The 24,458-nt window shown below is 65.5% G+C and carries 22 protein-coding genes and 3 tRNA genes; 3 read left to right on the forward strand and 22 right to left on the reverse strand.

Features of this window, described 5'->3' with window-relative positions:
• Positions 1-31 precede the first annotated feature (31 nt).
• From AC13GF_RS09915 to thrS, 10 genes are all read right to left on the reverse strand, one after another.
• Entirely contained in the window at positions 32-751 is a 720-nt protein-coding gene (locus tag AC13GF_RS09915) for a hypothetical protein (protein WP_483004506.1), read from the reverse strand.
• Positions 752-756: 5 nt separating this feature from the next.
• Positions 757-833: transfer RNA gene (locus AC13GF_RS09920), tRNA-Pro, on the reverse strand.
• A 68-nt stretch (positions 834-901) separates the two neighbouring features.
• Positions 902-1,258 carry a MerR family transcriptional regulator gene (locus AC13GF_RS09925; RefSeq protein WP_005410431.1) on the reverse strand — a complete coding sequence of 119 codons (357 nt, stop codon included), beginning with the start codon at positions 1,256-1,258 and terminating at the stop codon, positions 902-904.
• Entirely contained in the window at positions 1,239-1,538 is a 300-nt protein-coding gene (locus tag AC13GF_RS09930) for an integration host factor subunit alpha (protein ID WP_005410432.1), read from the reverse strand. The genes AC13GF_RS09925 and AC13GF_RS09930 overlap by 20 nt, the downstream gene beginning before the upstream one ends.
• A gap of 27 nt (positions 1,539-1,565) precedes the next feature.
• On the reverse strand, positions 1,566-3,947 hold the full coding sequence (pheT, locus tag AC13GF_RS09935; RefSeq protein WP_483004507.1) for a phenylalanine--tRNA ligase subunit beta: 2,382 nt from the start codon (positions 3,945-3,947) through the stop codon (positions 1,566-1,568).
• Positions 3,948-4,032: 85 nt separating this feature from the next.
• Complete coding sequence (locus AC13GF_RS09940; protein ID WP_126929360.1) at positions 4,033-5,028, reverse strand: phenylalanine--tRNA ligase subunit alpha; 996 nt, start codon at positions 5,026-5,028, stop codon at positions 4,033-4,035.
• A 193-nt stretch (positions 5,029-5,221) separates the two neighbouring features.
• Positions 5,222-5,581: a 50S ribosomal protein L20 gene (gene rplT, locus AC13GF_RS09945; RefSeq protein ID WP_005410435.1), complete on the reverse strand. Its 360-nt coding sequence runs from the start codon at positions 5,579-5,581 to the stop codon at positions 5,222-5,224.
• A gap of 11 nt (positions 5,582-5,592) precedes the next feature.
• The gene (rpmI, locus tag AC13GF_RS09950) at positions 5,593-5,790 is read right to left on the reverse strand and encodes a 50S ribosomal protein L35 (RefSeq protein ID WP_005410436.1); all 198 of its coding nucleotides are present in this window, start codon (positions 5,788-5,790) and stop codon (positions 5,593-5,595) included.
• A 266-nt stretch (positions 5,791-6,056) separates the two neighbouring features.
• Positions 6,057-6,599: a translation initiation factor IF-3 gene (infC, locus tag AC13GF_RS09955; protein ID WP_005410437.1), complete on the reverse strand. Its 543-nt coding sequence runs from the start codon at positions 6,597-6,599 to the stop codon at positions 6,057-6,059.
• 48 nt (positions 6,600-6,647) lie between these two features.
• Positions 6,648-8,549: a threonine--tRNA ligase gene (gene thrS, locus AC13GF_RS09960; protein ID WP_483004508.1), complete on the reverse strand. Its 1,902-nt coding sequence runs from the start codon at positions 8,547-8,549 to the stop codon at positions 6,648-6,650.
• Positions 8,550-8,978: 429 nt separating this feature from the next.
• Here thrS and AC13GF_RS09965 point away from each other — a divergent pair, with 429 nt between their 5' ends.
• The 3 genes from AC13GF_RS09965 to AC13GF_RS09975 are packed head-to-tail and all read left to right on the forward strand — an operon-like array spanning position 8,979 to position 11,108.
• Positions 8,979-9,275 carry a hypothetical protein gene (locus AC13GF_RS09965; protein WP_317218280.1) on the forward strand — a complete coding sequence of 99 codons (297 nt, stop codon included), beginning with the start codon at positions 8,979-8,981 and terminating at the stop codon, positions 9,273-9,275.
• On the forward strand, positions 9,275-9,538 hold the full coding sequence (locus AC13GF_RS09970; protein ID WP_099551923.1) for a hypothetical protein: 264 nt from the start codon (positions 9,275-9,277) through the stop codon (positions 9,536-9,538). Before AC13GF_RS09965 ends, AC13GF_RS09970 begins: the two co-directional genes overlap by 1 nt.
• Positions 9,539-9,548: 10 nt before the next feature.
• On the forward strand, positions 9,549-11,108 hold the full coding sequence (locus AC13GF_RS09975) for a PepSY-associated TM helix domain-containing protein (protein WP_483004509.1): 1,560 nt from the start codon (positions 9,549-9,551) through the stop codon (positions 11,106-11,108).
• A gap of 129 nt (positions 11,109-11,237) precedes the next feature.
• Here AC13GF_RS09975 and AC13GF_RS09980 read toward each other — a convergent pair whose 3' ends face one another.
• The 12 genes from AC13GF_RS09980 to nuoN all read right to left on the reverse strand — a co-directional run bounded on the left by AC13GF_RS09980 (position 11,238) and on the right by nuoN (position 24,450).
• Complete coding sequence (locus AC13GF_RS09980; protein ID WP_126929364.1) at positions 11,238-11,630, reverse strand: VOC family protein; 393 nt, start codon at positions 11,628-11,630, stop codon at positions 11,238-11,240.
• Between the two features lie 90 nt (positions 11,631-11,720).
• Positions 11,721-12,911 (reverse strand): glycoside hydrolase family 18 protein, encoded by a 1,191-nt coding sequence (locus AC13GF_RS09985; protein ID WP_483004510.1) that lies wholly within the window; start codon positions 12,909-12,911, stop codon positions 11,721-11,723.
• A 280-nt stretch (positions 12,912-13,191) separates the two neighbouring features.
• On the reverse strand, positions 13,192-15,300 hold the full coding sequence (gene pnp / locus AC13GF_RS09990) for a polyribonucleotide nucleotidyltransferase (protein WP_126929369.1): 2,109 nt from the start codon (positions 15,298-15,300) through the stop codon (positions 13,192-13,194).
• A 151-nt stretch (positions 15,301-15,451) separates the two neighbouring features.
• The gene (gene rpsO / locus AC13GF_RS09995; RefSeq protein ID WP_005410445.1) at positions 15,452-15,712 is read right to left on the reverse strand and encodes a 30S ribosomal protein S15; all 261 of its coding nucleotides are present in this window, start codon (positions 15,710-15,712) and stop codon (positions 15,452-15,454) included.
• 172 nt (positions 15,713-15,884) lie between these two features.
• Positions 15,885-16,793: a tRNA pseudouridine(55) synthase TruB gene (truB, locus tag AC13GF_RS10000; protein WP_483004511.1), complete on the reverse strand. Its 909-nt coding sequence runs from the start codon at positions 16,791-16,793 to the stop codon at positions 15,885-15,887.
• A 107-nt stretch (positions 16,794-16,900) separates the two neighbouring features.
• Positions 16,901-17,284 carry a 30S ribosome-binding factor RbfA gene (gene rbfA, locus AC13GF_RS10005; RefSeq protein ID WP_005410447.1) on the reverse strand — a complete coding sequence of 128 codons (384 nt, stop codon included), beginning with the start codon at positions 17,282-17,284 and terminating at the stop codon, positions 16,901-16,903.
• Between the two features lie 129 nt (positions 17,285-17,413).
• Positions 17,414-20,059: a translation initiation factor IF-2 gene (infB, locus tag AC13GF_RS10010; RefSeq protein ID WP_483004512.1), complete on the reverse strand. Its 2,646-nt coding sequence runs from the start codon at positions 20,057-20,059 to the stop codon at positions 17,414-17,416.
• A 92-nt stretch (positions 20,060-20,151) separates the two neighbouring features.
• The gene (nusA, locus tag AC13GF_RS10015; RefSeq protein ID WP_005410449.1) at positions 20,152-21,663 is read right to left on the reverse strand and encodes a transcription termination factor NusA; all 1,512 of its coding nucleotides are present in this window, start codon (positions 21,661-21,663) and stop codon (positions 20,152-20,154) included.
• A 4-nt stretch (positions 21,664-21,667) separates the two neighbouring features.
• Entirely contained in the window at positions 21,668-22,258 is a 591-nt protein-coding gene (rimP, locus tag AC13GF_RS10020) for a ribosome maturation factor RimP (protein ID WP_126929372.1), read from the reverse strand.
• 366 nt (positions 22,259-22,624) lie between these two features.
• Positions 22,625-22,701, reverse strand: a tRNA-Met gene (locus AC13GF_RS10025).
• An 84-nt stretch (positions 22,702-22,785) separates the two neighbouring features.
• Positions 22,786-22,862 (reverse strand) — tRNA-Met (locus AC13GF_RS10030).
• Positions 22,863-22,989: 127 nt separating this feature from the next.
• Positions 22,990-24,450 (reverse strand): NADH-quinone oxidoreductase subunit NuoN, encoded by a 1,461-nt coding sequence (nuoN, locus tag AC13GF_RS10035; protein WP_483004513.1) that lies wholly within the window; start codon positions 24,448-24,450, stop codon positions 22,990-22,992.
• Between the last annotated feature and the right edge of the window lie 8 nt (positions 24,451-24,458).

Genomic DNA, 24,458 nt, shown 5'->3' on the forward strand with positions numbered 1-24,458 from the left:
GCGCAGACGGCATCGAGCCATTGGTTCAGCGCTAGCGGCCCTGCGCCTTGCAGGCCGTTGCAAAGTGATAGAGGTTGTCTGCGAGGGATTGGGCATCCAACTCAAGGGTCTTGATTACGCCTGATGCGGAGTGTTCATCAAGCTCCATTTCCCATGTAACCATGGCGAACGCGCGGATGCGTCCATGCATACCCAACGCCTTGGCTATATAGCCAGCCTCGATGCCGTCGAGGCGGTGCAGCCTGCCCACGGTTGCCTGCGCCAGCTCCAGATCGATCAACTGGTACTGCTGGCGAAGCTGATCCCTTCGCTTTCTGGAATGGATCAGCTCATTCATCCCGATGTGCTGGAACATTTCCACCAGCGTCTTGGCTTGGGCGGCAGCGGCTTCAATTTCGCCTCGTAGATAGTCCTTGATGACTCTTGCCTCGCGCTTGCGCTCCGCACTCTCCATTTCCTGCGTCATCTGCGCCAGTGCCTGTGCCGCCTTGGCAACCCCGTTGGCTTCACGACCGAGCTTCCATACGGCAAAAGCAGATACGCCAGCAACCAGAACTCCAACGATAGCCACCAGTAGCGCGACCGCTGCCGTTGCAACTGCCCAGGCATCCCACCAGGCAACACACCCGTCAACTCCGGGCGGCCAGCAGGTGCTCACAGCATCCAAGAGACTCATCTTCACGTCCTTGTTCACATCAGCAACGTACCCACAAAAAAGCCCACGCATTGCTGCGCAGGCTTCTTGATTCATCACAGTGGTCGGGACGGCCGGATTCGAACCGACGACCCTCTGCCCCCCAGGCAGATGCGCTACCAGGCTGCGCTACGCCCCGACTGATGCTGCGATGTGCCCGCCAGTGCGGCGGGCCGTGAAGTATAGCGGATTACGATGGAAATGGGATCAGCGGCGCAACAACTGCAGCACTTCTTCCAGCTCCATGCGCACCTGCTTGATGATCTGGTTGCTCAGCGCCGATTCCTCGCGGGCATCGGGACCATCCAGACGCAGGCGTGCACCACCGATGGTGTAGCCCTGTTCGTACAGCAGGCTGCGGATCTGCCGCACCATCAGCACGTCATGGCGCTGGTAGTAGCGGCGGTTGCCTCGGCGCTTGGCCGGCTCAAGGCTGGGAAACTCGGTTTCCCAGTAGCGCAGCACGTGCGGCTTGACGTCGCACAGCTCGCTGACTTCACCGATGGTGAAGTAGCGCTTGGCCGGGATCGGCGGTAGTTCGCGGTTACTGCCCGGATCCAGCATAAGCTTCCACCCTCTCCTTGAGCTTCTGGCCCGGACGGAAGGTGACCACCGTACGGGCGGAAATCGGAATTTCCTCGCCGGTCTTGGGGTTGCGACCCGGGCGCTGGTTCTTGCGCCGCAGATCGAAATTACCGAAGCCCGACAGCTTCACCTGACGTCCCTGTTCCAATGCTTCACGCAGCACATCGAAAAACGCGTCGACGAATTCCTTGGCTTCCCGCTTGTTCAGACCGACTTCGTCGAACAGCTTTTCCGCCATCTCCGCCTTGGTCAATGCCATTGCCTGCTACCCCCGAGTGCTGCCCGCTCAGCCGCGGATCCGGGCGTGGTGTTCACGCTCGATGGCAGTGACCGCCTCGGCCACCACCGCATCCACGTCGCGGTCCGTCAGAGTGCGCGACTTGTCCTGCAAAATCAAGCCCATAGCGAGACTCTTGAATCCCGGCTCGACGCCCTGTCCGACATAGCGGTCGAACAGGTTCAGGTCACGCAGCAGCGGGCCGGCGGCCTGGCGGACGGTGGCCGCCAGATCGGCCCAGGCCACCTGTTCAGGCACCAGGAACGCCAGGTCACGACGCACCGCCGGGAAGCGCGACAGCTCGCCTGCACGCGGCAGGCGACGGGCGGTCAGCGGCTCCAGGTCCAGTTCAAAGGCGTAGACGTCGGCTTCGATGTCCATCGCCCTGGTCAGGCGCGGGTGGATCTGGCCGATCCAGCCGATCGATACGCCATCGCGGAGCACCTCGGCCGAACGCGCCGGGTGGCCGTAGGCGCGGGCCGACGGACGGAACTCCAGCTGCGCGCCACTGGCGGCCGCCAGCGATTCCAGATCGCCCTTCAGGTCATGGAAGTCGACCTTGCGGGTCGGCAGGCCCCACTGCACCGCCTGCGCCTCGCCGCAGACCGCAGCGGCCACGCGCGGGGTTTCCAGCGGCGCCGGCTGGCCGTCTCCGGCCTGCTGGGCGAACACGCGGCCGAGCTCAAACAGGCGCACGCGGCCCAACTGGCGGGCAGCGTTGCGGCCCAACGTGGCGACCAGGCCCGGCAGCAGCGACGGGCGCATCACCGCCAGTTCGGCCGACAGCGGGTTGGCCAGCGGCACCAGGCCGTCGCGCAGCTGCCACTGGGTCAGCAGTGCGTCGTCGACGAAGGCGAAATTGACGGTTTCCTGCTGGTCACGGGCGATCAGCTGGCGACGCACGCTCAGTGCATCCAGCTGCGTCTCGCTCGGCATCGCCACACGTGAGGCACCGCCCGGCAGCGTGGTCGGGATCTGCTCGTAACCGTGGATACGGGCCAGTTCTTCGATCAGGTCCTCTTCGATGGCGATATCGAAGCGGCGGCTTGGCGCCGTGACCTGCCAACCGTCGGCGGTGGCGATCACGTCCATGCCCAGCGCGCGCAGGATGCGCTCGACTTCAGCATCGTCGATGGTGATGCCGAGCACGCGGGTGATGCGGGCGCGGCGCAGCACGATGGTTGCCGGCTGCGGCAGATCGGCTTCACGCACGGCCTCGGTGACCGGCGCCGGGGTACCGCCAGCCAGGTCCAGCACCAGGCGGGTGGCGTACTCGATCGCGGTGCGCGGCAGCGCCGGATCGACGCCGCGCTCGAAGCGGTGGCCAGCATCGGTGTGCAGGCCCAGCTTGCGGCCACGGCCCATGATCGCGGCCGGCGCAAAGTGCGCGGCTTCCAGGAACACGGCGGTGGTGGCGTCGGTGACACGGGTGTCGAAGCCGCCCATCAGGCCGGCCAGGCCGACCGCACGATCAGCGTCGGTGATCACCAGGAAGCTGTCGTCCAGCGCAGCATCGCGGCCGTCCAGCAGCTTCAGCGTCTCGCCCGCGCGCGAACGGCGCACGGCGATGCTGCCCTGCAGGGTGCCGAGATCGTAGGCGTGCATCGGCTGGCCCAGTTCCAGCATCACGTACTGGGTGATGTCGACCAGCAGCGAGACCGGACGCACACCGCTGCGGCGCAGGCGCTCGGCCATCCACAGCGGGGTCTTGGCAGCGGCGTTGACGCCTTCGATGACGCGGCCCAGGTAACGCGGCGCTTCAGCGCCGGCGTCGAGCTGGATGGCCAGCTCACGGCTGCCGACAGCCGCAATGGCGTCGGCCGCGAAGTCCAGCACTTCGCTGCGGGTGGCGGCGGCGACGTCGTAGGCGATGCCGCGCAGGCTGAAGCAGTCGGCGCGGTTCGGGGTCAGCTTGATCTCGATGCTGGCGTCCGGCAGGCCCAGGTACTCGACCAGGGTCTGGCCGACCGGAGCGTCGTCCGGCAGTTCCAGCAGGCCGGAAGCATCGTTGTCCAGGCCCAGTTCCTTGGCCGAGCACAGCATGCCGTTGGACTCGACGCCGCGCAGCTTGGCCGGCTTGATCTTCAGCTCGCCGATCTGCGCACCGACCATGGCCAGCGGCGCGACCAGGCCCGGGCGCGCGTTCGGCGCACCGCAGACGATCTGCAGCAGCTCGCCCTGCCCGGCATCGACCCTGCACACCTGCAGGCGGTCGGCTTCCGGATGGCGCACGGCTTCAACGATGCGTGCCACGACCACCTGTTCGAGGTCTTCGCCCAGCGCGGTCACTTCTTCCACTTCCAGGCCGATGGCGGTCAGCACTGCGCTCAGTTCATCGCGCGAGGCGGAGGTCGGGACGTGGCTGCGCAGCCAGTTTTCGGAGAATTTCATGGTGTCACCCTGGTGGGCCCGGCGCATGCGCCTGGGCCTGCGAATTTAGAAGCAGTCGAGCAAGCTCGACGCTGCGGACTGGCGCTTACGCGAACTGTTTCAGGAACCGCACGTCGTTCTCGAAGAACGCGCGCAGGTCGTTGACGCCGTAGCGCAGCATCGCAAAGCGCTCCACGCCCATGCCGAAGGCGAAGCCGGTGTAGCGCTCCGGATCGATGCCGACGTTGCGCAGCACGTTCGGATGGACCATGCCGCAGCCGAGCACTTCCAGCCAGCGGGTGCTGCCATCGGGCTGCTGCCAGGCGATGTCCACTTCCGCACCCGGTTCAACGAACGGGAAGTAGCTGGGGCGGAAGCGCATCTCGAAGTCGCGCTCGAAGAACGCACGCACGAACTCGGCCAGCGTGCCCTTCAGGTCGGCGAAGGTCGAATGCTCGTCCACCAGCAGGCCTTCCACCTGATGGAACATCGGCGAATGGGTCTGGTCGCTGTCGCTGCGGTACACCTTGCCGGCGGCGATCATGCGCAGCGGCGGCGCGTGGTCGCCCATGTAGCGCACCTGCACACCGGAGGTATGCGTGCGCAGCAGGCGGCCGTCACCGAAGTAGAAGGTGTCGTGCATGGCGCGCGCCGGGTGGTGCGGCGGGAAGTTCAGCGCCTCGAAGTTGTGCCAGTCATCCTCGATCTCCGGCCCTTCCGACAGCTCATAGCCCAGCCGGCCGAAGATGCCGGTGATGCGCTCCAGGGTGCGGGTGATCGGATGCAGGCCGGCACGGTCGCCATTGCGGCCCGGCAGGGTGATGTCGATGGATTCGGCGGCCAGGCGCGCATCGAGTGCCGCGTCTTCCAGCAGCGCCTTGCGCTCGCCCAGCGCGCGGGTCAGCGCGTCGCGGGCCTGGTTGATCGCTTCACCGGCGGCCTTGCGCTCGTCGGCCGGCAGGGCGCCGAGCTGCTTGAGCTGCGAGGTGATGCTGCCACTCTTGCCAAGCAGGGCCACGCGCAGCTGCTCCAGCACGTCGGGGCTCTGTGCGGCGGCCACATCGGCCAGCGCCTGGGTGGTGAGGGATTGGATGTCGCTCATGGGGGGCCGGAACTCCAGTCGATCTGCCATCGCGATGCGCGAAGGGCCGACCCCTGTCGCCACCGCCGTCCCCGCGCTGCCGCCATGGCCTCGCCGGGACCCAAAAAAGAATGGGGAAGGACTTGCGCCCTTCCCCATGCATTGCCTTGACCTGACACCGTTCCGAGTGAACGGTTACGGCATCGGGAAGGACTTATGCCGCCAGCGCGCCCTTGGCCTTTTCGGCCAGCGCAGCAAAACCGGCTGCGTCGTGCACGGCGATATCAGCCAGGACCTTGCGGTCCAGGGTGATGCCGGCCTTCAGCAGACCGTTCATGAAGCGGCTGTAGCTCAGGCCGTTGATGCGGGCAGCCGCATTGATACGGGTGATCCACAGCGAACGGAAGTTGCGCTTCTTCTGCTTACGGCCGATGTAGGCGTACTGCTGTGCCTTGATGACCGCCTGCTTGGCGACGCGGAAGACCTTGCGACGGGCGTTGTAATAGCCCTTGGCGAGATCCAGAATCTTCTTGTGGCGGCGACGCGCCTGTACGCCACGCTTAACTCGTGCCATTTTTCAGTTCCTCAGAGGTAAGGGAGCATGCGGTCCAGACGGCCTGCGTCTTCTGCACGGACATGGCCCGTCTGACGCAGATTACGCTTACGCTTGGTCGCTTTCTTCGTGAGGATGTGGCTACGGTTGGCGTGGCCGCACTTGTACTTGCCCGAGGCGGTCTTGCGGAAACGCTTGGCCGCTGCCCGGTTGGTCTTGATCTTGGGCATTGCAATGTCCTTGATGGGATATGACCCTGGTTTCTGACTGATCTGGCGGCGGCCTGGGCCGCTCTTTCCGTCCTGCCATGATCGGCGTACGACCCGTCCTGGGTGGGTCGAGCCGGGCATGATACAGGCAAAACCGCCCTGCCACCAGCCCCTGCAACCCTTTCGCCGGCAATTCACCGGCTTCCTGCAAAAGCAAAGGGACGCCAATGGCGCCCCTCTACCCTGAACCATTCAGCCAGGCGCCCCGAAAGGCGGCCCGTCAGGCCTCAGGTCTTCTTCTTCGGCGCGATCATCATGACCATCTGACGCCCTTCCAGGCGCGGACGGGATTCAATGACGATGTCCTCGCCCAGATCGGTCTCGATCCGGTTGGCCATTTCACGGCCCAGTTCCTGGTGGCTCATTTCACGGCCACGGAAGCGGATGTTGACCTTGATCTTGTCACCATCTTCGAGGAACCCGCGCATCTTGCGCAGCTTGATCTGGTAGTCGCCCTCGTCCGTGACCGGACGGAACTTCACTTCCTTGATCTCGACCTGCTTGGTCTTCTTCTTGGCCTCGCTGGCCTTCTTCTGCGCTTCGAACTTGAACTTGCCGAAGTCCATGATCTTGCAGACCGGCGGATCGGCCTGCGGCTGGATTTCGACCAGGTCCAGGCCTTCATCTTCGGCCATGGACAGCGCTTCGTCGCGCGACAACACGCCGATCATTTCTCCGTCACTGCCGATCACGCGGACGCGCGGCACACGGATTTCCTGATTCTTGCGGTTCTGTTTGTTGTCAGGGGTGCTGATATTACGTTCTCCCAAGGGTATCGAACCGGTCCGGGTGCCTGTGCGCCCGGACCGGACCTTTGCTTACGCGCCCTCGGCGTGGAGCCGCTCGATGAAGGCCTGCAGGCTCATGCTGCCCAGGTCTTCGCCAGAACGCGTACGCACCGCCACAGCCCCATTTTCCTTCTCGCGGTCACCAATGACCAGCAGGTAGGGCACGCGCTGCAACGTATGCTCGCGGATTTTATAGCCGATCTTCTCGTTACGCAAATCCGAGCTGACGCGGAAGCCTTGCTCCGCAAGGGTTTTGGTCACGCCCGAGACGTAGTCGGCCTGGGCGTCGGTGATGTTGGCCACCACCACCTGGGTCGGCGCCAGCCAGGCCGGGAACTGGCCGGCATGGTGCTCGATCAGGATGCCCAGGAAGCGCTCCATCGAGCCGACGATGGCGCGGTGCAGCATGACCGGGTGCTTCTTCTGGCTGTTCTCGTCCACGTACTCGGCGCCAAGGCGGCCCGGCATCATGAAGTCGACCTGCATGGTGCCCAGCTGCCAGGTACGGCCGATGGCGTCCTTCAGGTGGTACTCGATCTTCGGGCCGTAGAAGGCGCCCTCGCCCGGCAGCTCCTGCCATTCCACGCCACAGGCGGACAGCGCCGAGCGCAGCGCGCCCTCGGCCTTGTCCCAGGTGGCGTCGTCACCCAGGCGCGATTCCGGACGCAAGGCGATCTTGATCTGGATTTCGTCGAAGCCGAAGTGCTGGTAGACCGCCAGCGCCTGCTGGTGGAAGGCAGTCACTTCCGACTCGATCTGGCTTTCCGTGCAGAACACGTGGCCGTCGTCCTGGGTGAAACCACGCACGCGCAGGATGCCGTGCAGCGCGCCGGACGGCTCGTTGCGATGGCAGGAACCGAATTCACCGTAGCGGATCGGCAGGTCGCGGTAGCTGTGCAGGCCCTGGTTGAACACCTGGATGTGGCCCGGGCAGTTCATCGGCTTGACCGCGTAAGTGCGCTTCTCCGACTCGGTGAAGAACATGTTGTCCTGGTAGTTGTCCCAATGGCCGGACTTCTTCCACAGGCTCACGTCCAGGATCTGCGGGCAGCGCACTTCGCCATAGCCGCTGTTGCGGTAGACCTTGCGCATGTACTGCTCGACCACCTGCCACAGCGCCCAGCCCTTGGGGTGCCAGAACACCAGGCCCGGGGCCTCTTCCTGCAGGTGGAACAGGTCCTGCTGCTTGCCGATGCGACGGTGGTCGCGCATTTCAGCTTCTTCGATGCGCTTGATGTACGCCTCGAGCTGCTTCTTGTCAGCCCAGGCGGTGCCGTAGATACGCTGCAGCTGCTCGTTCTGCGCGTCGCCGCGCCAGTAGGCGCCGGAGATGCGGGTCAGCTTGAAGGCCTTCAGGAAGCGCGTGTTCGGCACGTGCGGGCCGCGGCACATGTCCACGTATTCCTGGTGGTAATACATGCCCATCGCCTGGATGTCGTCGGACATGTCCTCGATCAGGCGCAGCTTGTAGTCCTCGCCACGGGCCTTGAAGATCTCGATCACTTCGGCGCGCGGCGTCACCTTCTTGATGACGTCGTAGTCCTGGGCGATCAGTTCACCCATGCGCTTCTCGATCGCCGCCATGTCGTCCGGGGTGAACGGGCGCTCGGAGTAGATGTCGTAGTAGAAGCCCTCGGCGATCACCGGGCCGATCACCATCTTCACGTCAGGGTACAGCTGCTTCACGGCGTGGCCGACCAGGTGGGCGCAGGAGTGGCGGATGATTTCCACGCCCTCCTCGTCCTTGGCGGTGATGATGCGCAGGCTGGCATCGTGGTCGATGACGTCGCTGGCATCGACCAGCACGCCATCCACGGCACCGGCGATGGTGGCCTTGGCCAGGCCGGCGCCGATCGACTGGGCGACCTGCATGACGCTGACGGGGTTTTCGAATTCGCGGCGGCTGCCGTCGGGAAGAGTAATGTTGATCATCGCAGTGGCTTCGTGCGGGGCCCGCTGGGCGGGCTGGAAAGCGTTCCCGGGGCGGCGCCCGGGCAATAAAAAAGCGCCGCGAGGGCGCCTGGAACACAGGGCCTTCGGGGGCAGGTCAACAGTGGGCGGTCGTAGTGCTCATGTCACACGCTCGGCCGGCGCTGGGCGCGGGCCACCTTGTTCCAGTCAGGGTTCTACGCTGATCTTAAACCAGCGCACGGGAAAGCCCAAGGCCTACCGTACGGTCCGCTGAATGGGTCTCGCTGGCGGCGTGAAATTGCAATGATTACCATGTCGGCGCAGGCCGCCCCGTGCCAGCCTGCCCGCTTTCCCCCAGGACCCTGTGATGCGCCACCCGCTCCGACCGGCTCCCGCCGGCCCCGCCCGTGCCCCGCGTTCGCCGGCCCGCTGCCACGCTGGCCGCCCGCGATGATCACCGTCGGCCTTTCCACGCTCGGCTTCTGCAGCCTGGGCATACTGGCAGCGATGTTCTCGGCGCTGGCCTTCTATGCCGCCTCGCCGCACTGCCGCTGGCCGCGCCTGCGCCGCGCCGGCCGCCTTGGCCGCCAGATCGGCCTGGTCGCTGCTGCCGCCGCGCTGTGGCTGTGGATGGCCGAGCTCGGTTTTGCCGCCGGCCTGGTGGCGATGCTGTGCACCTGGATGCTGGCCGCAATGCTGCTACCGGCGCTGGCCGCGTGGCACCGCCCCGGCACGGAGTCGCCCTGATGTGGCCGCGTGCCCTTGCCGGCATCATCGCCGGTTTCCTCCTCGCCGCAGCCGCCACCGGCCTGCTGGCGTGGCTGCCGCCCGGCCCGTGGCAGCGGGCGCTGGTGCCGACCCTGATCGCCTTCATCCCGCTGTGGATGCTGGCCGCCCTGTGGGCGTTCAGTTTCCGCAGCGCGCTGCGCGCCTGGCTGGTGCTGGCCGGCAGCGCCGCCGCCGGCTTCGCCGTGCTCGGGCTGCTGCGCCTGACCGGCGCGGTGCAATGAGACCTCTCCCATGAAGTTCAGTTCGCAGACGCTGCGCACGTTTACCACCCTGCACACCTGGGTCGGCCTGGTCGCCGGCTTCGGCCTGTTCGTGGCCTTCTACGCGGGTGCGCTGACCCTGTTCCATCACGACCTGCCGCTGTGGCAGACCCCGGGCGCAGCCACCGCACTGCCGGCGGGCCTGGACGACGCGCAGTACCTGCTGGAAGACGTACTGGCGACACACCCGGAAGCCCGCCGCCACATCGGCATGACCTTCCCCGGCGCCGAACATCCGCAGCCACTTGCGTACTGGCAGGCCGGTGATGGCAGCTGGCGCTATGCCTGGCCCGGCCAGATCGCCGGCAGCCCCACACCGCCACAGACCGGACTGGCCGAACTGGTCAACGAGCTGCATTACAGCCTCGGCCTTCCAGTGGCCGGCATCTACGTGATGGGCATCGTCAGCCTGCTGTATGGCATGGCGCTGCTGAGCGGCCTGGTGATCCACCTGCCGAAGCTGTTCGGCGATCTGTTCGCGCTGCGTCCGGGCCGCAACCTGAAGCAGCTATGGCAGGACGCGCACAATGTGATCGGCGTGCTCAGCCTGCCCTTCCACCTGATGTTTGCGGTGACCGGCGCCCTGCTCTGCCTGGTGTTCGTGCAGATGGCCCTGCTCAACCCGTTGATCTACGACGGCAAGGCGCTGCAGGCGGTGCCGACGGCGATGGACACCGCGCCTGTACGCGACGCCAGTGGCATTCCGGCACCGCCAGGCAGCCTGCGCGTGCTGCATGCGCGCGCACTTGAAGTCGCCCGTGCACAGGGCGTGGCCAACTTCGAGCCGGCCTACCTGAAGCTGGCCAATGCCGGCGATGCCAATGCCACCATCGAGATCACCGGCGAATCCACCGGCACGCTCGGCCCGCTTGGCGCGGTGGCACTGGACGTCACCACAGGTAACGTTCTGGCCTCGCAGCTGCCGGGCCAGCGCGACGCCAACCACGCCACGCTCAGCGCCGCCTACGCGTTGCACTTCGGCGAATTCGGCAACGGCGTGGTGGTCTGGCTGTACTTCCTGCTCGGCCTCGGCGGGGCCTTCCTGTTCTACTCCGGCAACCTGTTGTGGATCGAGTCGCGGCGCAAGCGCCGCCAGCCGCAGCAGCCGCGTGCCGGCGTGAACATGGCGCGGGCCACGGTCGGCGTGTGCATCGGCCTGTGCGTGGCGATCTCGGTCGCCTTCGTCACCGCACTGGTGCTGGAGCGGCTGGCACCGTCGGCAGTCGACCACGGCATCCGCTGGGCCTGCTTCGGCAGCTGGGCTGTCTGTGCGCTGTGGGCCGCACTGCGACGCCCGGCGCAGGCGGCACGCGAACTGCTGTGGGCGGCGGCGATCAGCACCGCGTTGGTGCCGATCCTGCACGGCGCACTCAATGGTGACTGGCTGTGGCGTGCTGCGGCGCGTGGCCACTGGCCGCTGTTCTGGGTCGATGCCATCGCGCTGGCCATGGCCTTCGGCTTCGCCCGCCTGGCAGTGGCCAGTCAACGCCGCGCCCGCAACGGCGATCCCAACAGCGTCTGGGCCAACTGAGCCTTCGCCGGGCATGGCCCGGCGCTACCTACCGTTGCGCGCAACGCCCCCTGTAGCGTCGAGCTTGCTCGACTGGCGTTGATTTCGCGCCAAGCACCGTCGAGCAAGCTCGACGCTACACAAGCAGGATCATGCCTCGCCGGGGTAACGACTCACTTCGATCAGGTTGCCATCCGGGTCGCGGAAGTACACCGATTCGATCGGCCCCAGCGCGCCGGTGCGTGCAACCGGCCCCTCCTCCACCGCAACGGACTGCGCCTGCAGGTGGGCCAGCACATCGACTGTCGCCGTACGCGTGACCAGGCACAGGTCGGCACTGCCCGGCGTGGGCCGCAACGCATGCGGCTGCAGCGGGGCACTGGCCGGATGCAGATTGATCTTCTGCTGGCCGAACTGCAGCGCGGTACGGCCCGCGCCGAAGCGCACAACCTGCATGCCGAGCACGCGCTGGTAGAAGTCGCAGCTGCGGTCGATGTCAGCGACGGTGAGGACCAGGTGGTCCAGTCGTTCGAGGTGGATCATGCCCGCAGCGTAACGCTGCGGGCGTGGACGTGCTGTGCGAGGTCGGGCCGATGGCATTGCAGCATTGCGCCGGACATTGCCTGATGCAGCTCAATCGCCGATGCGCGCCTTCTGCCAGGGGCCCAGCATGGCGTTGAGCAGGCTGGCCTGTTCGTCGTCGCCGGTCAGCTCCCACATGAACACCCCGGCCAGGCCCTGCTCACGGGCGAACTGCGCACGCAGCCCGATCGAGCGCGGGTCTTCATAGCTGATGAAGATCTTCTGCCCGGCGTTGTACAGCCACGGGCTCTGCGCCTGCGACTGCCAGTGTTTCGTCCAACCCGGCTGGTCGAGATAGCGCGCCTTGATCACCCGCCAGTCGCCGGCATCAGCCGGCGCACTGTAGGACTGGTACAGGCCATCCGGGGCATCGCCGGTGACCTTGAAGCCGCGCCCGTAGAACGGCACGCCCAACACCAGCTTGTCGGCCGGCACACCGTGCTCGCGGTAGTACTGCACCGCGCCGGCCACGTTGTTCCAGCGCCGCAGCTCCGGCGCCAGCGGATCGGCCGGCACTTCATGCAGCGGCGCATTGAAGGTCGACACCGCAGAGAAACCGGTGCCCATGTCGTAGCTCATCAGGTTGATGAAATCGAACACCTTGGCCAACGCCGGCAGGTCGTAGCTGGCGGCCGGATCGTAGGGGCCATCGGTCTGAAGGCGACCGGCGGCCAACGCGGCGGTCAGCAGCATCGGCTGTCGCTCCTTGCGCCCGTGCGCGTCGAGTGCCACGCGGAACGCCTGCGCGAGCCTGGTCAGATTGGCGCGATCCTGCGGGCGGTGCGCCAGCTCCTTCGGGCCGCCACTGACAGGAAATTCCCAGTCGATGTCCACGCCATCGAAGCTGCCGCCATGGCGATCGAAGAACAGCGCCATGCACGAGTCGACCAGGCGCTTGCGGCTGGCCTCGGTCAGCGCTGCATCGGAGAATCCACCTGCGCCCCATCCGCCAATTGAGATCAGCGTGCGCAGATGCGGGTGCGCCTTCTTCAGCTCGGCCAGCGCAGCGAAATTCTTCGGCGCTTCGGCACCGATCGTGCAGCGCCCGTCCTCTATGGTGGAGAACGCGTAGAACAGGTGGGTGAGGCGCTCGGCCGGAATGCTCGACACCGGGTAGCGCTCGGCCGAACCACCGGGGTAGTAGGCACCGAAGATCGGTGGCTGCGCGGGCGCCGCATGCACGGCAATGGGCAAGGCACCGGCAATCAGCACGGCAAGGACAGCCACGGTCTGGCGGAACATGGGATCTCCCGGTTCGAAGGCGCAGCCACGTTAGCAAACGGATGGGGCTGTGGGACGGTTGTCGCGGCATGTCGTCCAGTGGACAGGTGCGATCCGCGTAACCGTGACAGAACGATGGCCGCGTAGCGCCTCTCATGCACTGCAGCAGGACATGCAACGACCTGGGCGAGCGGTTCTTCATAACAGCGAGGCAAAGAAAAAGCGGGCCGAAGCCCGCTTTTTCATTTGCGAAAGCGTGAGGACCAACGGTCCTCACCCACCGCACAATCAGCAGTACCGATTACTCGGCGCTGACGGCGTCGCCTTCTTCCACGGCCTTCATCGACAGGCGGATACGGCCCTGCTTGTCGACTTCCAGCACCTTGACCTTGACCACATCGCCTTCCTTCAGCACGTCGCCGACCTTCTCGACGCGGTCGCTGGAGATCTGCGACACGTGGACCAGACCGTCCTTGCCCGGCAGGATCGTGACGAACGCACCGAAGTCCATGATCTTGGCGACCTTGCCTTCGTAGATGCGGCCCGGCTCGACGTCCGAGGTGATCTGCTCGATGCGGGCCTTGGCAGCCTGGGCAGCGATGGCGTTGACCGAAGCGATGACGATGGTGCCGTCATCCTGGATGTCGATCTGGGTGCCGGTTTCCTTGGTGATGGCCTGGATGGTCGAACCACCCTTGCCGATCACTTCGCGGATCTTGTCCGGGTGGATCTTGATGGTCAGCAGGCGCGGCGCGTAGTCCGACAGCTCTTCACGCGGAGCGGTCAGGCCGTGGGCCATTTCGCCCAGGATGTGCAGACGGCCAGCCTTGGCCTGCTGCAGAGCCTGCTTCATGATCTCTTCGGTGATGCCTTCGATCTTGATGTCCATCTGCAGGGCGGAGATGCCCTCAGCGGTACCGGCCACCTTGAAGTCCATGTCGCCCAGGTGATCTTCGTCACCCAGGATGTCCGACAGGACGACGAAGCGCTCGCCTTCCTTGACCAGACCCATGGCGATACCGGCAACCGGTGCCTTGACCGGCACGCCGGCGTCCATCAGGGCCAGCGAGGAACCGCAGACCGAGGCCATCGACGAGGAACCGTTCGACTCGGTGATTTCCGAGACAACGCGGATGGTGTACGGGAAGGCTTCCAGCGACGGCATGACAGCCAGCACGCCGCGCTTGGCCAGGCGACCGTGGCCGATTTCGCGGCGCTTCGGGCCCATCATGCGGCCGCACTCACCCACCGAGAACGGAGGGAAGTTGTAGTGGAACAGGAAGTTTTCCTTGTACTCACCGGCAACGGCGTCGATGACCTGGCCGTCACGGGCGGTGCCCAGGGTGATGGTCACGATGGCCTGGGTTTCGCCGCGGGTGAACAGCGAGGAACCGTGGGTACGCGGCAGCACGCCGGTCTTCACGGCGATCGGGCGGACGGTGTCCAGCGCACGGCCGTCGATGCGGACCTTGGTGTCCAGCACCGAGTCACGCATGGTGCGGTATTCCAGCTCGCCGAATTCCTTCGACAGCTCGGCCGGGTTCCAGCCTTCAGCGGCCACACGGCCAGCCAGGCTTTCAACCACGTCCTTCTTGATCGCCGAGATGGCGTCACGGCGCTGCAGCTTGTCACGCACCTGGAAGGCTTCGCCCAGGCGCGGGCCGATGGCTTCCTTCAGGGCGGAGATCAGCACGTCGTTCTTGGCCGGGGCTTCCCAGGTCGACGGCTTGGTGCCGGCTTCGACGGTCAGCTCGTTGATCGCGTTGATGACCTTCTGCATTTCGCGGTGACCGAAGGTCACAGCGCCCAGCATCACTTCTTCGGACAGCAGCGCGGCTTCGGACTCAACCATCAGCACGGCATTGGAGGTACCGGCGACGACCAGTTCCAGCTGCGAGTCAGCCAGTTCGCTGACGGTCGGGTTCAGGATGTACTCGCCGTTCTTGTAACCGACCTTGGCAGCGCCGATCGGGCCCATGAACGGGGTGCCAGCCAGGGACAGGGCAGCCGAGGCACCGATCAGGGCAGCAATGTCGCCGTCCACGTCCGGGTTCAGCGACATGACCGTGGCGATGATCTGCACTTCGTTCTTGTAGTCTTCCGGGAACAGCGGACGGATCGGACGGTCGATCAGACGCGAGATCAGGGTTTCCTTCTCGGTCGCACGGCCTTCACGCTTGAAGAAACCACCCGGGATACGGCCGCCGGCGTAGAACTTCTCCTGATAATCGACGGTCAGCGGGAAGAAGTCCTGGCCTTCGCGCGCGCTCTTGGCGGCGACGGCGGTGACCAGCAGTACGGTGTCGTCCATCTTGACGATGACGGCACCGCTGGCCTGACGGGCAACTTCGCCGGTCTCGAGCGTGACGGTGTGCTTGCCGTACTGGAAGGTTTTGGTGATTTTTGCCACGGAGGGTGTCCTTGGGGATGCTGTCTGCGAATTTGGACCGTCGGCGACCCTTGCCGCCAGCGGGTGGCCGGATCGTTCCGGCCTGAATCGGGGATTGCGGTGCTACAAAACAAAACCGCGGCGCATCGCTGCGCCGCGGGGGATTCGTTGCTTAGCGACGCAGGCCAAGCTTCTCGATCAGGGCCTTGTAACGCTCGACGTCCTTCTTCTTCAGGTAGTCGAGCAGGCTGCGACGGCGGTTGACCATCTGCAGCAGGCCGCGGCGGCTGTGGTGGTCCTTCTTGTGGGTCTTGAAGTGGCCGGTCAGCAGTTCGATGCGGGCGGTCAGCAGTGCAACCTGGACTTCCGGGGAGCCGGTGTCAGCCGAGCTGCGCTTGTTGTCTTCAATGACCTTCTGGGTGTCGATCGACATTTCTTTTTTCTCTGTGATGCGTGGCCGGCAGGAACGCGCTTCGCGCACCGCCAGGCTCGCCGTGGACTACGAGGATGAAACCTGCGCGAGGCAGGCTGCCGGAAAACGGCCGCGAAATTGTAACGGTCGGGGGCTTCCGGGACAAGGACCGGGGCTGAACCGCCCGGGCCGGTCAGAGGTTGAATCGACGCTGCGGCGCCAGCAGGCCACTGTCATCGACCTGGCCCAACCCCTGGACAGCATCGTCCGGACCGAACACGGCCACCAGGCCATGCGGCCAGGACAGGTCACGCTGGCGCTGGCCGACGCAGAAGCGGTGGGTCTGGTCGGCATCCAGGTCGACCCTTGGGTATTCAGCCAGGCCGGCCGCCAGCGGCAGCAGCAGCGCGTCCATGCCGGCCTCATCACCTGCCTCGACCATCGCCCGCAGCTGATCCAGGGTGACCATCGCCGGTTCACGGAACGGCTCGACCCAGAGCCGGCGCAGCGCAGTGATGTGAGCACCGCAGCCCAGGCTTTCGCCAAGGTCGCGGGCCAGGCTGCGGATGTAGGTGCCCGAGCCGCAGGTCACCCGCAGGCGCAGCCGTTCCGGCTGCTGCTCCAGCACCTCGATGGCATGCACCTGCACCTCGCGCTCAGGCGCTTCGATGACGTCACCACGACGGGCCTTCACATACAGCGGTTCCCCACCCTGCTTCAGCGCCGAGTAGATCGGGGCGCGCTGGCGGATGCTGCCGGTCAGCGGCACCAGCGCCGCCTGCAGGGCCTCGGCACTGATCGAAGGCACCGGGCGCTGCAGCAGCACCTGGCCTTCGGAATCGTCGGTATCGGTGGTCTGGCCCAGCATGATCTCGGCGTCGTAGGCCTTGGCCGAGCCGAGCAGCAGGCCGGCGATCTTGGTTGCCTCGCCGAAGCACAGCGGCAACAGGCCGGTGGCCAGCGGATCAAGGCTGCCGGTATGGCCGCCCTTTTCGGCACGGAACAGGCGACGGGCCACCTGCAGGGCGGCGTTGGAGCTCATGCCGGTCGACTTGTCGAGCAGCAGGATGCCATCCAGGCGGCGGAACTGAATTCGGGTCATGACAGGATTTTGTAGAGTCGAGCCATGCTCGACTGCCGCAGCGCGGTCTGCATCAGACATCGCGCAGCCGAAATGCGACGACGCCGGGCATGCCCGGCGTCGCGCGGTTATTCTTCGTCGCTCTCGCGACGCTTCTCCGCGGCCAGCGTATCGGGCAGGTCGCGCAGGATGTTGTCGATGTGCTCACCACGGTCGACCGAGTCGTCGTAGTGGAAATGCAGCTCCGGCACGTGGCGCAGCTTCATCGCGCGGGCCAGGTCCATGCGCAGGCGATAGCCCAGCTCCTTCAGGCCGGCCACGGCTTCGGCCGAACGTTCCGGCATCAGCGCGGTGACGAACACCTTGGCATGCGCCATGTCGCGGGTGATTTCCACGTCGGACACGCTCACCGAGGGCAACCCGTGCTCGCGCACGGCGTTGTGCACCAGGGTGCCGAGTTCACGGCGCAGCTGGGCGGAGACACGGTCGGTTCGATGGAAAGTCTTGGGCACGAGGAGCTCTTGGTTCAGTTGCCGCCCGACCAACGGTCGGGCGCTACCTTTGATTCGATTGTCGCCCGACCAACGGTCGGGCGCTACATGTGCGTGGTGGGGCCCGACCGTTGGTCGGGCCACATCACATTACAGGGTGCGCGGCACTTCGATACGCTCGAAGCACTCGATCTGGTCACCCGGCTTGACGTCGTTGTAGGCCTTCACCGCGATACCGCACTCGGTACCGTTGCGGACTTCCTCGACGTTCTCCTTGAAGCGACGCAGCGATTCCAGCTCGCCCTCGAAGATCACCACGCTGTCGCGCAGGACGCGGATCGGCTTGTTGCGCTTGACCACGCCCTCGATGACCATCGAGCCGGCAACGGCACCCAGCTTGGAGCTGCGGAAGACGTCGCGGACCTCGGCGATACCGATGATCTCTTCGCGGATCTCCACGCCCAGCAGACCGGAAGCCACCTGCTTCACCTGATCGATCACGTCATAGATGATCGAGAAGTAACGCAGGTCGACGCCGTTGGATTCGATGATGCGACGGGCCGAAGCATCCGCTCGCACGTTGAAGCCGATGACGGTGGCCTTCGAAGCGGCCGCCGAGTTGGCGTCCGACTCGGTGATGCCGCCCACGCCGGAGTGGATCACGTTGATGCGGATGTCTTCGTTGGACAGCGCGACCAGTGCCTGGCTCAGGGCCTGCACCGAACCCTGCACGTCGGCCTTGATGACCAGGTTGAGGACCTGCTGGCCCTCGCCCTTGCCCAGGGTCGCCATGATGTCTTCCATGCGGCTGCCGGCGGTGGCGACCAGGCGCGATTCACGGCGCTTGGTCTCACGCTGCTGGGCAACGTCCTTGGCCAGGCGCTCGTCCTCGACGACCACGAAGTCGTCACCGGCTTCCGGCACGCCGGACAGGCCCAGGACCTGCACCGGGATGGACGGGCCAGCGAATTCCGGCTGCTTGCCGGTTTCGTCGAACAGCGCACGCACGCGGCCGTACTGGATGCCGCACACCAGGTAGTCGCCCTTCTTCAGGCGGCCCTGCTGCACCAGCACGGTAGCGACCGGGCCGCGGCCCTTGTCCAGCGACGATTCGATCACCACGCCCGAGGCGCGGCCTTCGTCGACGGCCTTCAGTTCCAGCAGTTCGGCCTGGATTGAGATGGCATCCAGCAGGTCGTCGACGCCCAGGCCGGTCTTGGCCGAGATCTCCACCATCTGGGTGTCACCACCGAAGTCTTCGGCCACGACCTGCTCGGACAGCAGTTCGTTCTTGACCCGCATCGGGTCGGCATCGGACTTGTCGATCTTGTTGATCGCCACGATCAGCGGCACACCCGCAGAACGCGCGTGCTGGATCGCTTCCTTGGTCTGCGGCATGACGCCGTCATCGGCGGCCACGACCAGCACCACGATGTCGGTCAGCTTGGCGCCACGCGCACGCATCGAGGTGAATGCCGCGTGGCCCGGGGTATCCAGGAAGCTGATCACGCCCTTCGGCGTATCCACGTGGTAGGCACCGATGTGCTGGGTGATGCCGCCGGCTTCGCCGGTGGCAACCTTGGTGCGGCGGATGTAATCCAGCAGCGAGGTCTTGCCGTGGTCGACGTGACCCATGATGGTGACCACCGGCGGACGCTGGGTGGCTTCGCCCTGGTTTTCACCGGTCGAGGCCAGCAGTGCGTCTTCGGCGTCGTTGTCGTTGGCACGGATCGCCTTGTGGCCGAGTTCCTCGGTCACCAGCGCGGCGGTGTCGTGGTCGATGGACTGGGTGATGGTGGCCATCACGCCCATCTTGAACAGCGCCTTCACCACCTCGCCGCCCTTCAGCGCGAGCTTCTGCGCCAGGTCGGCCACGGTGATGGTGTCGCCGATCGCCACTTCACGCACCACCGGTGCGGTCGGACGTTCGAAAGCGTGCGGACCCGCGTTGTTGCCACCACGCGACATGTCGCGACGGCCACCGCTCTGGTTGCGGCCACCGGGGCGACCGCGGGTGTTGCTGTTGTTGCTGTTGCCACGACGCGCACGATCAGCCGCCGACAGGTGCATCTGGCCGGCGAAACGATCGCCCGGGCCACGCTCGTTGCGCGGCGCGCTGCGGTTGTTGCGGTCGTCGCTGCGCGGCGGCGGCGGTGCACTACGCGGCGCAGCCGGGGCTGCGGCCGGGGCGCGCGGCGGGCGCGGCGCGGTTTCGTCGATCGGAGCGCGCTTGGGCTTGGTGGCAGCCTGCGCCTCGGCCACCTTGGCGGCAGCGGCAGCTTCCTCGGCGGCCTTCTTCTCGGCCTCTGCGCGTTCCTTGGCGGCAACCTCTTCCTCACGGGCGCGGACGATGGCTTCGTCGCGCAGACGATCCTTTTCGGCCAGGGCCTGCTGTTCGGCGAGGTTGCGCGCGCGCGACTCTTCCAGCTTGCGCAGGATGTCGGCGCGCTCTTCGTCCGGGGTCATGGCGCGAGCACCATCCTTGACGTAGGTACGCTTCTGGCGCACCTCGACATTCACGGTCGTCTTGCTGCGACCGGAACTGACCGTCACTTCCTGCTGTTTCCGGCGGTTGAGCGTGATCTTCTTTGCAGACTGATCGGTCTCTTCCGGGGCCTGCTCGGGCTTGCCGTGCGAACGACGAAGGAAGCCCAGGAGCTTCACCTTCTCGGTGCTGGTCACGACCTGGTCGGGACCGCTGAACTTCATGCCGGCACCGGCCAGCTGTTCCAGCAGTTTTTCGACCGGCGTGTTGACCAGTTCGGCAAGCTTGCGGATGGTGGTTTGCTGCGACATTCGGATCCTATGATCTTGTGGGCGCCCCCCCGCATATGGAGGTGGCGCGGATTCTACGCCCTGAGCGGCTCAGGGCCCTGTTCATTGCCGGCTCATTCGCCGCGTTCCAGTCGGGCGATCTCCTCGGCACGCGCGGCCAGGATCAGCGCAGCGGCGCGCGCCTGATCCAGCCCTTCGATGCCGAAGTCCATGACCTCGTCGGCGGCCAGATCGGACAGGTCCTCACTGGTGCGCACGCCGTGGCCGGCCAGCGCATACGCGGTGGCTTCGTCCATGCCCTTCAGGGACAGCAGGTCCTGCGCCGGCTGGCCGTCTTCAAGGCCTTCCTCGACTGCCAGGGCCTCATTGAGCAGCGCATCGCGGGCACGAGCGCGCAGCTCTTCGACGATGTCTTCGTCGAAACCTTCCACGGCCAGCAGTTCGCCGACCGGGACATATGCGATTTCCTCGACGGTGCCGAAGCCTTCGCTGACCAGGATGCCGGCGATTTCCTCGTCCACTTCCAGCTTGTCCATGAACAGCTGGCGGGCCGAAGCCTGCTCGGCCTCCGACTTGGCGGTGACCTGGTCCTGGGTCATCACGTTGAGCTGCCAGCCGGTCAGGCGGCTGGCCAGGCGCACGTTCTGGCCGCCCTTGCCGATCGCCTGGGCCAGGCGGTCTTCGGCAACGGCCAGGTCCATCGAGTGCTTGTCTTCATCGACGATGATCGACTGCACTTCAGCCGGCGCCATCGCGTTGATGACGAAGTTGGCCGGGTTGTCGTTCCACAGCACGATGTCCACGCGCTCGCCATTGAGCTCGTTGGACACGGCCTGCACGCGCGAACCGCGCATGCCGATGCAGGCACCGATCGGATCGGTGCGCTGGTCGTGGGCCAGCACGGCGATCTTGGCGCGGTCGCCCGGATCGCGGGCGCAGGCCTTGATTTCCACCAGGCCCTGGCCGACTTCCGGCACTTCCAGCTTGAACAGCTCGATCATGAATTCCGGGGCGGCGCGGCTGATGAACAGCTGCGGGCCACGCGGTTCCGAACGGACTTCGGCCAGGTAGCCGCGCACGCGGTCACCGGCGCGCAGCACGTCGCGCGGAATGCCCTTGTCCTTCGGGATGAAGCCTTCGGCGTTGCCACCGAGGTCGACATAGATGTTGCCGCGCTCGGCGCGCTTGACCACACCGGTGATCAGCTCGCCGACGCGATCCTTCCACGCATCCACGACCTGCTGGCGCTCGGCTTCGCGCACGCGCTGGACGATGACCTGCTTGGCGGCCTGGGCGGCAATGCGGCCGAAATCCGGGTTTTCGATCTGCTCTTCGATGTAGTCGCCGACGTCCACGCCTTCGGCTTCATCGACAGCATCCATCAGGCGGATCTGGCGATCCGGCGATTCCATGACCACGTCATCGGCCACCACTTCCCAGCGGCGGAAGGTTTCGTAGCTGCCATCCTTGTGGTCGATGACCACGCGGGTCAGCACTTCCTCGTCGGGATAGCGCTTCTTCGCTGCCGAGGCCAGGGCGGCCTCGATGGCATCGAAGATCACTTCACGCGGCACGCCCTTCTCGTTGGCGACCGCGTCGACTACCAGCAACAGTTCCTTGCTCATTGGCTCACTCCGCGCGCGGCTTTTTTGCCGCCGGCTCGTTGGAAGAAGAATTCGTGTTCGGCTTCGGACGCTTCGGTGCCGGACCAGTCGGCTTGCTCGGGGCCAGCCCCAGCGCCACCCAGTCGGGCATGATCCGTGCCTTGTCGATGTTGTCGGCCGACACGACCACTTCGGCCTTGTCGACGACGAAGGTGATGGCACCTGCAGTCTCGTCGATGGCTTCGATGCGGCCCTGCAGGCGACGACGGTTGTCCTGCGGCAGCTTCAGCGTGACCTTGGCCATTTCGCCGAGGTGACGGCCGAACTGCTCCAGGTTGAACAGCGGACGATCGACGCCCGGCGAAGACACTTCCAGCGTGTAGTTACCGCTGATCGGGTCTTCGACGTCCATCTGCGCCGACACTTCGCGGCTGACCCGCTCACAGTCGTCGACATTGATGATGCGCTCGGGCTGTTCAGCCAGCGGCACGTCGATGTAAAGGCGCAGGGTCGCACCGCCGGGGGCCGGCAGATACTCAACGCCCAGCAGCTCCAGGCCCAGCGACACAACGGTCGGGGCGAGCAGATTCGCGATGTCGGTTGCCTTGTCGCTCACAGCCTGCCTTGATCTCTTGGTTGGGTGCCGGCCTTGGCCGGCATGGAAACATGACGCCCCGGAAACGACAAAGGGCCCGCTGGGCCCCTTTTCCGGAAAGACTCCGGTGACTGGATTCCGGTTGCAACCTGCAGTGCCTGCCGGTTGCGGCCCTCCTTCCGGGTCCGGACTCCCGCTGGGAGGCCGCCTTCAGGGGTATTGCTAGGCCGCTGATGATAGCGACTGCACCGCGCTGGTGCAAGGTGCGGACCCGGGGTCAGATCCCTTTTCCGCGGGGAAAGGGATCTGACCCCAAGCACGCGGAAAGGACACAAACCCCAAAGAAAAACGCCCTCGAAGCAGGACTTCGAAGGCGATCTCTTTACTTGGTAGCGGGGGCAGGATTTGAACCTGCGACCTTCGGGTTATGAGCCCGACGAGCTGCCAGACTGCTCCACCCCGCATCAGAAGCGGAATTATGAGGCATAACTTCAAAACCTGCAAGCTTTTCCTCATTCATCGAACCGGTTGGCGCCGATTCGATGTTTTGGTAGCGGGGGCAGGATTTGAACCTGCGACCTTCGGGTTATGAGCCCGACGAGCTGCCAGACTGCTCCACCCCGCACCGGAAGTGTTTGAACTGCTGCCCTGCTCTTTCGAGGAGGGCTACCGCAACGATGTTCTGGCTGAACCGCTGCAGTGACAACTCAGGCTGCGCATATTACACGAATCGCGCAGCTTTGTGTCAACTTTTATGCAATGTGCGCAAATGCCTTCTGGCACCAGACCATGATCGGGTTCCAGGCCAGGCCCAGCGCCAGCAGCGCCAGCGCGTTCACGCCCAGCACCAGGCCCAGCACGCGGTCGTTGTCGCGCGGCATGGCCTCGCCCACCGGCTCATCGAAGTACATGACCTTGATGACGCGCAGGTAGTAGAAGCAGCCGACCACGGCACACAGCACGCCGAGGATGGCCAGCCACAGCAGGCCGCCGTTGACAGCCGCGCCCAGCACCGCCAGCTTGGTCCAGAAACCCAGGAACGGCGGGATGCCGGCCAGCGACGCCATGATGCACAGCACCAGGCCGGCCATCCACGGGTTGCGGGCATTCAGGCCCTTGAAGTCTTCGATGTTCTCGGCTTCGAAACCGGCACGCGACAGCGCGATGATCGCGCCGAAGGCGGCGGTGGACATGATGGCGTAAGCCAGTGCGTAGAACAGCGCGGCGGCATAGCCCTGCGAACCGCCACCGGCGATGCCCATCAGCAGGAAGCCGATGTGCGAGACGGTGGAGAACGCCAGCATGCGCTTGAGGTTGCTCTGCGCGATGGCCATCAGGTTGCCGATCACCAGCGAGACCGCGGCCAGGCCGGCAATCAGCAGCTGCAGTTCGGTCGACAGCGGGCCCACGCCCATTTCCAGCAGGCGGTAGGCCATGCCGAACGCGGCCAGCTTCGGCGCCGAGCTGATGAACAGTGCGATCGGTGCCGGGGCACCCTGGTACACGTCCGGCAGCCACATGTGGAACGGCGCGGCACCCAGCTTGAAGGCGACGCCGGCGATCATGAACACCGCACCGGTGATCAGCAGCACGCGCTCTTCCGAGTGCGGGATGGCCTCACGGATGACGTCCAGGTGCAGGCTGCCGGTGGCGCCGTAGATCAGCGACATGCCGTACAGCAGCAGGCCCGAGGCCAGCGAACCCAGCACGATGTACTTCATCGCCGCTTCCGAGGCCAGGCCGTTCTCACGGTTGCTGGCAACCAGCGCGTAGGAGCACAGCGCCAGCAGTTCCAGGCCCAGGTAGACCATCAGCAGGCTGCCGGCCGAGACCAGGATCATCATGCCGGCGGTGCCGAACAGGATCAGCACCGGGATCTCGCCCTGGAACAGGTTGCGGTCACGCAGGTAACGCCAGCCGTAGACCAGGGTCAGGCCGCTGAGCAGCACGATCCCGGTCTTCATCACGTCCGCGGCGGTATCGCGCACGAACATGCCATGGAAGACCTCCCCCTGCCCGCCCACGCCGGTGGCCAGCATGAACAGCACCACGGCCAGCGCAGCGAGCGAGAACAGGTGGGTGACGATCTTGTTCCGGTTGCTGACGAACAGGTCGAGGATCATCAGGGCGAAGGCGCTGCCGATCAGCACCAGCTCGGGAGCGAGCGGTGGCAGGTCAGCGGCGGTCAATGGCAGCAGCGGCGAGGTGGTCATCATCAAAT

This window comes from Stenotrophomonas sp. 22LJNL06-5-1 (assembly GCF_056861455.1).